This window comes from Phytohabitans kaempferiae (assembly GCF_042433955.1).
Classification (GTDB): Bacteria; Actinomycetota; Actinomycetes; order Mycobacteriales; family Micromonosporaceae; genus Phytohabitans; species Phytohabitans kaempferiae.
On record NZ_JBHLUH010000028.1, the window covers coordinates 38,036 to 47,086 of the forward strand.

Annotated in this window: 9 protein-coding genes; 7 read left to right on the forward strand and 2 right to left on the reverse strand. The window is 69.7% G+C overall.

Translation table 11 applies throughout. From position 1 onward, the window contains the following. Nucleotides 1–2: 2 nt before the first annotated feature. Nucleotides 3–674 carry an ABC transporter ATP-binding protein gene (locus ACFFIA_RS16640; RefSeq protein WP_377251893.1) on the forward strand — a complete coding sequence of 224 codons (672 nt, stop codon included), beginning with the start codon at nucleotides 3–5 and terminating at the stop codon, nucleotides 672–674. Next, the gene (locus ACFFIA_RS16645; RefSeq protein ID WP_377251871.1) at nucleotides 675–1,877 is read left to right on the forward strand and encodes an ABC transporter permease; all 1,203 of its coding nucleotides are present in this window, start codon (nucleotides 675–677) and stop codon (nucleotides 1,875–1,877) included. It abuts the gene before it with no gap. A 137-nt stretch (nucleotides 1,878–2,014) separates the two neighbouring features. On the opposite strand, the gene ACFFIA_RS16650 is transcribed toward ACFFIA_RS16645, so the two are convergent. Further along, nucleotides 2,015–2,755, reverse strand: a complete 741-nt coding sequence (locus ACFFIA_RS16650; protein ID WP_377251873.1) for an STAS domain-containing protein — start codon at nucleotides 2,753–2,755, stop codon at nucleotides 2,015–2,017. 158 nt (nucleotides 2,756–2,913) lie between these two features. Here ACFFIA_RS16650 and ACFFIA_RS16655 point away from each other — a divergent pair, with 158 nt between their 5' ends. From ACFFIA_RS16655 to ACFFIA_RS16675, 5 genes are all read left to right on the forward strand, one after another. Next, a complete protein-coding gene (locus ACFFIA_RS16655) occupies nucleotides 2,914–3,249 on the forward strand; it encodes an STAS domain-containing protein (protein ID WP_377251875.1) in 336 nt (111 codons plus the stop codon). Between the two features lie 227 nt (nucleotides 3,250–3,476). Continuing rightward, a complete protein-coding gene (locus ACFFIA_RS16660; RefSeq protein WP_377251877.1) occupies nucleotides 3,477–4,586 on the forward strand; it encodes a SigB/SigF/SigG family RNA polymerase sigma factor in 1,110 nt (369 codons plus the stop codon). A gap of 142 nt (nucleotides 4,587–4,728) precedes the next feature. Beyond that, nucleotides 4,729–5,097 carry an RtcB family protein gene (locus ACFFIA_RS16665; RefSeq protein WP_377251879.1) on the forward strand — a complete coding sequence of 123 codons (369 nt, stop codon included), beginning with the start codon at nucleotides 4,729–4,731 and terminating at the stop codon, nucleotides 5,095–5,097. 234 nt (nucleotides 5,098–5,331) lie between these two features. Beyond that, the gene (locus ACFFIA_RS16670; RefSeq protein WP_377251881.1) at nucleotides 5,332–6,309 is read left to right on the forward strand and encodes a hypothetical protein; all 978 of its coding nucleotides are present in this window, start codon (nucleotides 5,332–5,334) and stop codon (nucleotides 6,307–6,309) included. Between the two features lie 931 nt (nucleotides 6,310–7,240). Next, entirely contained in the window at nucleotides 7,241–7,630 is a 390-nt protein-coding gene (locus ACFFIA_RS16675) for a hypothetical protein (RefSeq protein ID WP_377251883.1), read from the forward strand. A 364-nt stretch (nucleotides 7,631–7,994) separates the two neighbouring features. Here the strand turns inward: ACFFIA_RS16675 and ACFFIA_RS16680 are convergent, their stop codons facing one another. Beyond that, a complete protein-coding gene (locus ACFFIA_RS16680; protein WP_377251885.1) occupies nucleotides 7,995–8,381 on the reverse strand; it encodes a hypothetical protein in 387 nt (128 codons plus the stop codon). Nucleotides 8,382–9,051 lie beyond the last annotated feature (670 nt).

The following is a 9,051-nucleotide window of genomic DNA, read 5'->3' on the forward strand; positions in this document are numbered from 1 at the left end:
CGGTGGTGGAGCTGGCGAGCGTGACCAAGGCGTACCCGGGCGGGGTCACCGCGCTGCGCGGCGTCTCGCTCTCCATCGGGTACGGCGAGGTCGCCGCGATCGTCGGCCCCTCCGGCTCGGGCAAGTCCACGATGCTGCACCTGATCGGCACGCTGGACCGCCCCACCACCGGCACGGTGCGGATCGACGGGTACGACGTCGCGTCCCTCTCCGACCGCCAGCTCTCCGCGCTGCGGGCGCGCCGGATCGGTTTCGTGTTCCAGCAGTTCCATCTCGCGACCGGGCAGTCCGCGGTTGACAACGTCGCGGACGGGCTGCTCTACGCGGGCGTACCGGCGAAAGAGCGGAAGCGGCGGGCGGAGGTCGCGCTGGACCGGGTCGGGCTGGGGCACCGCCTCGACCACCTGCCACACGAACTCTCCGGCGGGGAACGGCAACGGGTCGCGATCGCCCGCGCGGTCGTCGGCGAGCCGGCTCTGCTGCTCGCGGACGAGCCGACCGGCAACCTCGACTCCGCCTCCGGGTCGGGCGTGATGGCGCTGCTGCGCGAGCTGCACGCCGCCGGTACCACGGTGCTGGTCATCACCCACGACCGGGACATCGCGGCGAGCCTGCCCCGGCAGGTGTCCATGTTGGACGGGCAGGTGTCCATGTTGGACGGGGCGGTGGTCTGAGTGGCGCTGGCACTCTCCCCCGCCCGACTCGGCCCGCGCGACGTGTTCCGGGTCGGCGGCGCCGGCCTGCGGACCAGGCCGCTGCGCGCGTTCCTCTCCGCGCTCGGCATCGCGATCGGCATCGCCGCGATGACCGCGGTCGTCGGCATATCCTCGTCGAGCCGGGCCGAACTCGACCGCGAGCTGGCCGCGCTCGGCACCAACCTCCTGACCGTGGGGCCGGGCCGGACGCTCTTCGGCGACAACGCGACGCTGCCCACCGACTCGGTGGCGATGGTCGCCCGGATCGGGCCGGTCGACGAGGTGGCCGCGACCGGCAGGGTGCCGGACGCCAAGGTCTACCGCTCCGACCGGATACGGGCCGCGGAGACCGGCGGTATGACCGTGCAGGCGGCCCACCTCGACCTGCTCGACACGGTCGGCGGCACGCTCGCCAGCGGCACCTGGCTCAACGCGGCCACCTCCCGCTACCCCGCCGTCGTACTCGGCGCGTCGGCCGCCCGCCGGCTGGGCATCGGCGCGGCGGGCGCGGACATCCAGGTGTACGTGGGCGGCGCCTGGTTCACCGTCATCGGCATCCTTCGTGAGGTGCCGCTCGCGCCGGAGCTGGACGCGGCCGCGCTCGTGGGCTGGGCGGCGGCGGAGTCCTATCTGGACTTCGACGGCCATCCCACGACCGTCTACACGCGATCGGACGAGGCGGCCGTGGAGGCGGTACGGGACGTGCTCGCCGCCACCGCCAACCCCGAGGCGCCGCACGAGGTGGAGGTGTCCCGCCCGTCCGAGGCGCTGGAGGCGCAGCGGGCGACCGACCGGGCGTTCACCGGGCTGCTGCTGGGGCTCGGCGCGGTGGCGCTGCTGGTGGGCGGCGTCGGCGTGGCCAACACGATGGTCATCTCCGTGCTCGAACGGCGGGCCGAGATCGGCCTGCGCCGCTCGCTCGGGGCGACCCGCGGGCAGATCCGGATCCAGTTCCTCGCCGAGTCACTGCTGCTCTCGGCACTGGGCGGGATGGGCGGGGTGCTGCTGGGCATCGCGGTCACCTCCGGGTACGCCAGCACTCGCTCGTGGCCCGCGGTCGTACCGGTGTGGGCGATGGCCGGCGGGGTCGGCGCCACGCTGCTGATCGGGGCGATAGCCGGCCTGTACCCGGCGATCCGCGCGGCCCGCCTGGCGCCGACGGAGGCCCTCGCGACCCCGTGACGGGCAGGGCGGAAGGTCGCGTACACGCTGCCGACCTTCCGCCCGGGCCGGGCCAACAATCAGATTTGGGCTACCGCGACGTCCGTCGCGGTGCGGGCCGCTGCTCCCGCAGCCTCACCCTCCGCGGTCCACGACCCTCAGCGGCGTGGGGCCGCGTCGAGCAGGGCCCAGACGACCTTGCCGTCGCCGGCCGGGAGGCTGCCCCACCGGCTGCTGACCGCGTCGACCAGCGCCAGCCCTCGCCCGGAAAGGGCGGTGAGCGGCATGTCGGTGCGCAACACGGGCTCCTCCGCGCTGCCGTCCCGCACGCTGACGTGCAGGTATCGCCCGCGCAGCGAGAGCCGGAGCGTCATCATCGTGTGCGCGTGTGTCACCACGTTGTTGACGAACTCGGTCACCACCGTCGAGGCCGGACCCACCAGCGCCGGCACGTGCCACTTGCAGCACGCCTCGGTGGCCAGCTCGCGGGCCCGCCGGCCGGCGCCCACCACGGGCAGCAGATCCTCGGTGAGCGAGGGAGCGGCCGGGCCGAGCCGCAGCGAGCGCACGGCCTCGGCGAGAGTGGGCAGCACCATCAGGTGTTCGACCGCCTCCATGCGCAGCACGTGGGCCGCCTCGGCCGGGGGCGCGCAGAGTACGAGCGGCACCGCCGGCCAGCGCTCCGCCTGCCGCGCCACCGCCTGGAAGATCGAGAGGGCGCGCGGGTCGGCGAGGCGCATCGCGGAGAGGTCGACCAGCACCGCCTCGGGCTGCTCGGCCAGGCAGGTGATGAGGGCGGATCGCACCGACGCCGCGCCCGTGCCGTCGAGGACGCCCACCACGCGCGCGATCGCGTACGCATGATGATCGTCGATCAGACACTTGACGGCTGTCGGCATGGCACCTCATTGTCCGCAGCGGGCCTGACCGCGAGGTTACCCTCCGTTCGCCCAGGGAAAACGTGATCTTCCCGGCCTCGCGCACTGTCGTGTCCTTGCCCAACGCCCGTTAACCTCACCCCCTCCTCGGGTACGGTCCGTTGCTGGGGGAAACGTCGATGGCATACGACTTTGACCTCCGCGTGGAGCTGCCGAGCGGGAGCACCGCACGGGTGGTCGTCAGTGGCGAGATCGATATGGCGGTCGCGGATGCGCTGTCCGCGAGCGTCCTCGGTGCACTGCGCACCAACGGGGTACGACTCGTCGAGGTGGAGCTCTCCGCGGTGGGGTTCATCGACGCCTGCGGCGTCGGTGTGCTGCTCGCGGCCCGCAACGACGCACACCGCCAAGGAAAGACCTTCTTGGTACGTGGCGCACGCGGGCTACCGCGACGGGTCCTGGAGATCACCGGTGTCCTCAATGCACTTGCCGGCAAGCCGGTCGAGGCCCGGTGACGAGCGGCGGCCCGCGTTGCCGCTCGTCCGGACGGTATGGCGCAAGTTGCCATGTGCGCTCGTGCCCGACGGTAAGGTCACGTGAGCAAGCCATCAGATAACGGCACGAATTCGCGCATCTGATCCAGTAGGGATATTCCGCCATCCGCCTGGGTAGGAGAACGCGACCGCACCCGCGCTCGATCATCGGGGGCCGTGCCACGGGCTTCTGTCACAAGGAGGCGGTGATGCACCCGGAACAGGACACTGCCCAGCTCAACCTGGACGAGGAGGCGGCGCGGTACGGCGAACGCGCCGTACACGACCCGTCCGCTCGGGCCGAGTTCGTGGAGCTGTGCCTGCCCCTTGCCCACCGACTCGCCCACCGCTACCGCGGAAGGGGTGAGCCGTTTGCCGACCTGGAGCAGGTGGCCCGGCTCGGCCTGGTCAAGGCTGTCGACCGCTACGACTCCGAACGCGGCTCTTTCACAGCGTTCGCGGTCATCACGATCCTGGGCGAGCTGCGTAAACACTTCCGCGACCGGACATGGGGCGTACGCGCGCCGCGGCGCCTGCAGGACCTGGTCGTGCAGATCCGCCACGCCGGCTCAGACCTGACCAACACGCTGTCCCGCGCGCCCAGCACCACCGAGCTCGCGGATCGCCTGCACACCACGACCGACGAGGTCGACAAGGCGATGCTGTCGGCGGCCGGCTACACGCTGCTGTCACTCAACGCGCCGGTCACCAGCCCCGGCTCCGGTGGTGGCACCGCCGAGCGGGGCGACCTGATCGGCGAGGTCGACGGCGACCTGGCCGCGATCGACGACCGGCTCACCATCCAGTCGCTGTTGGACCGGCTTCCCGAGCGGGAACGGCGGATCCTCATCCTCCGCTTCTACGGCAACCTCACCCAGGTCGAGATCGCGCAGCGGTGCGGCATCTCCCAGATGCACGTGTCCCGCCTGCTCTCCAAGACCCTGACCTGGCTGCGCCACGCCATGCTCAGCGACACCGCACCGCACTGGGGCGAGGTCGACGACAGCACCATGGGCGCGCCGAGGCTGCGGGTCACCACCACGCCCGCCGGTGGCAGCACGCTCACCGTCGCGGTAGGTGGCGAGGTCGACCGGGACAGCGCCGACGAGCTGCGGCAGGCCATCCTCAACGGGCTGGCCCGCCGCCCGACCACGCTCCACCTCGACCTGTCCGGCGTACCGTTCATCGACGCCGCCGGGATCGCGGCGCTGGTCGCGGGCTACCAGGAGGCACGGCGGGCGGCTGTCCAGTTCCGGCTGCGCGGCACGCAGCCGCACGTCCGGCGGATCCTCACGGTCGCGCGGCTGCCATACCTGTGAGGCGGCGGGTCCGCGTCAGCACGCGCGGACCCCGTTCGCCGAGCGTCCCCGCCCGGTTTCGCGCGATCCTGGTGAGCCCGACACCGGGCCGACCCAGGCTCCCGGTCCGCTGGAGTCCGCGGCGATCGACGAGCTGCTCACCGTGCTGGATACCGCCGGCACGCCGCGCGCGCTCGCCGAGGCCGCGCCCGGCCTCGACTCCCACAAGGGCGCCGGCATCCCGATCGGCACCGTACTGCGCACGACCTGCGCACTGATCCCGCAGGCGGTCGGCAACGACATCAACTGCGGCATGCGCGTCGAGGTCACCGACCTGACCATCGACCGGGTGCGCCCCACCTCGACGCACTGGAGGGGCGGCTCCGCCACCTGTTCTTCGAGGGCGGCCGGCGCATCGGCCCGACCCCTACATCACGCGCGGCCAGGGCAACGACCGCGCGTTGGGCAGCGCCTGCCACGACGCCGGCCGGAGCATCCCGCGCGGCGCGGCGTCGAAGGGCGGCGACGCTGAACGGCCACGCCTAGCACCTGGCCGCCGAGGCTGCGCGCGTCGATCTGTGCGGGAAATGTGCAGATGCGCTCTCATACTTCGCTTCGACGCATCGGTGCCTGGTCGCGGGCACACGCGGCGTCGCCAGTTGAGGCTGGCGCTGGCGGCCCTCGATCAGGATGTGCGCCACGAGCGGGCAGGTTCCTGTCCGCTCGTAGCTACGGCGGGATCCGATCCGACACCCCGGGAGGGTGAATGCGCAGCCGCGTCATCGCAATCGCACTGCTGGCCGTCGCGACGCTCGGGCCGGCGGTGCTGCCCGCCTCCAGCGCGCAGGCGGCCGCGTTGCCGCTCGGCAAGGCAAACTTCGCGATCGCCATCGGCGGCCTGCGGGCCTCCTCGGTCGAAAACTGGGTACGCCTCGGCCAGTACACGTTCGGCACCGACGGCACGGTCACCGAACGGCACTGGCACTGGTCGCAACGGGTGCGGGTGACCCGCTCGTACACCGACTTCACAGCCTCGAACTGCGCCGACCGGAACTGCCGCGTAGCCACCGGCGGCGGATACCAGTCGACCGGCGCCTCGAAGACGCTGACCGGAACGTACTCCGTGACCGCCGGCACGCTTCGCGTCAACTGGAGTAGCGGGCAGTGGGAGGAGTGGACGCTCACCACGAAGGCGGACGGCGCACTGGCCAATGTGGAGCTGAAAGCCAACAACTTCGGGGCGACGCATGGGTTCGGCAACGGAAGCAACGCCGCCTGGGCCGCCCGCAAGTCACTGTCGAGCATCGCCAGCACGGACTGGTCGCGGTACATCCACCGCTACCACCTGTGGAAGACCAGCGAGGTCAGCGCGGACCCGTACATCGACACGGGCGACGGAAATCCGTTCTGGCTACGAAACTGGAACGTCTGCACGGGCAGTCAGTGCATCGCCGGGGAGACCGGCACGCCGGGCACGAGCACAGCGACCGAGTACTACATCGCGCCCGCCAACTCGCCGACCGGGCACCGGCGGGACACTCTGTGGGGCTGGCGGCTCAAGCACGCCATCGACCGCAAGGAGACCTGCTACACCGGCAACTCGCACGTCAAACCGATGATCCAGGTAGTCGACGACAACGGCGTGTTCCACGGCTGGGTCGGCGTGGAAGCATCGCTCAACCAGACGGTGCCCGCCCAGGGCGCACTCGCCGACGACATAGGTGTATTCCGCATCCTCGACTGAGGCATGCCCTGTAGCTCATAAAGAGCACTCTTGAGCCGGTTGAAGCAGCGTTCCGCCACGTTGTGCTGCCGTAAACGTCCACGACGAAGGCTGGTGGCCGCCCGCCAGCGCTGTCCTTGGCAGCGCTGGCGGGCTCTCTGATCGCGACGTTCGGAACGGTGCGATGTTCGCCGACAACCTCGCAGCGCTCGGCGAGCCCCAACAGCGACGCCCAAGCAACCGCCGCCCGACTTGCGGGAGACAGCCTCCGCACACTCGCGGAGCGCTACCGCGCGGCCAACCAGGTCACCCCTATGGTCCTCTTGAGGCGCCCCCGGCTCACGCGTTCGAGGGCGAAGGCGACAACGCAGCCCGCCGCCCACTGCCGGAAAACTGACGTCCAGTCCTGCGGACGAATGACGGACAAATGATCAAGGGCCGACTCTCGATCTCTCGAGAACCGGCCCTTGACCTGCAACTTCTTCGTAGCGGGGACAGGATTTGAACCTGCGACCTCTGGGTTATGAGGCATCCAAGCGCCGTCCCGGCCGTCGCCCGTCGCCCGCGTGGTCCTGGTCGTCGCGGTGATGGCGTCCCATCGTGTCCCGATCGATCGGGCCGATCCCACCATGATCGAACCGTGCCGTTAGCAAGTCCGTTAGCAAGGATGGCCGGCGCGGATGGCCGCTGCCGTATGGGTTTCCGCCCCGGGCCGTAGGTCCGGGGCGGCTTGCCGTGGCGGCGGCTTGCCGCGCACAACTGGCGGCGGTGGGCGGGATGACAGAACCTTCCCGATCTTCGAGGGAGGGCCGGGGTCCGGGGCAGAGCCCCGGGCTTGAGTCACGTCGTCGGGCATCGCCGTTCGGCCAATCGTGCCGATCGTGACTTTCGTGCCACGATCAGACTCGTGGCCGATTCCGATAACTCACTCCGACCGGCCACACCTCGCAAGATGCAGGACGGTTACTACGGTCAGCCGGCGTCGGCCGACCATGACGCCGAGTCGGCCTCGGCGGTCGTGCGCAACCAGCGAGCGAGGGCCATTCGGGAACTGACCGCTGCGGTGGCTATAGCTCTCGCATGTATAGCGTGGCTTGCGGTTGGCGGGCTTGTCCTGTTCCTTGTGGGCGCTCGTGACGAGCCTGAGGGCATGACGGGCTTCGCGGTCGCGGTCGTGATGCCGTTCGTCCTGGTGCCAGCCCTGGGATTGACGAGCGTGGCGGCCCAGCTCGGTCGGACCAGGTGGCGAGGCTGGATCGCGCCGACCATTGCCATAGTGGCCGGATTGGCGGCTCTCGTCGTTCTGGTCGGCTGGTGGAGCCTGGTGGATCTACTCAGCTAGGACGATCCGGGGCACGCGATGGTGCGGTGCGCCGCGGGCGCCCGAGGACGGGCCGCAGGCCCGCCCGCAGGGCGATCCGCGAGCGCGCACGGTTCGCCGCGCGAGCGCGGCGCCTTGATCCAGAAGAGACGGAATCGGCAGACAATACGCCGACAAAGAAGCAGGGCCAGATTCGAGCAAGGCCCTGCTTCTTAGGCCAAGGCAGCGCGAACCGCCTCCGGAGGGCTCGGCTCGGCCGGGCGTCGTCTAGCACTGCTGACCTGCACAAACAGTCGGGCTATCGGGAGGCAACTACCCGAGGTTCGGCACGTATTCGGCACGGCTCACCTAAGGGGTGAGACGGACCTGCTGCCAGTGCCGCCGGTTACCAGGGTTCGTCGCCCAGCACGGAATGGCACGCGTCCCAGAGCCCCTGCTGTGCGGCGGACAGTGCCTCGCCTTCACCGGGCTTGTCCGGCGTAGGTGCGGCACGGGTCGCGGCCCAGAACAGGTCGTCGCCCGCGTCGTAGATGGCCTTGTGGTTCGAAGTCTTCGCCAGCGAACCGAGCATCTGGCCGTTGCCCGCGCTCCAGCCGCCTTCCTTGAGCATCTTGGAGGCAGCGCGGCAGGCATCCATACCGAACCGGTCGAGAGCAGCCGAAGGGCTCGGCGTGGGAGTCGGGCCCTCGGCGCCGGGTTCCTGGGCGCCATCGCAGCCGGCCGCAGTCAGGACGAGAAGGATGCACACCACGAGGGCGCGGTCGCGAAGCACGGCGGGATACTAACTGCCCTCGGGCACGTCTTAGGCATGGGGATGCCGGATCGGCTCAGGTGCGGGGGCTTGGAACCCCATACACCCGGGCGTGGCCTCGATGAGCATCTATCGGACGGATCACCCCTCTGACCAGGGCGAAGACGGTCAACGTTTGCCATCGTTGGTCATCGTTAGTCGTTCTCGGCTGGGCCGGATCTGGTCCCGACGATCTTGTTGGGGGTTCCGATGGTCCGAGCCGGAGATCGAGCTAGGTGATCTTCGTGTCTGAACCGCTGCATTTGGTCAGACCCCAAGTGGCTCGGCATTCTTATCCTTGGCCGATGACCGCTATAAGCCGTCCAGTCCAGCGCGATCCTGCGTCACCTCCTATCAGTGACCCGAAGCCAGGTAGCCGAGAGGGGCGTTCCGGAGCCGGAAGCGATGGGCCCGGATCGCCCAGGTTTGTATTGGTGCGCCCTGGCCACCTCCTGCTAATCGTGGATAATGCAAGTCTTTCCCATCGCGAAATCGTTGACCGCCTCATAACAAGTTTGCAGAGTGATCCACGCGTCTTAAGCGCTGAACCCCCGGACGATGAGGGCGACGAATATTTTCACCAGCGAGTCGTCTTTTACCCACGGCCCCGGCGTTGTTCGGGAGTGTCCGGTTTGATCATGATTTGTTAGAT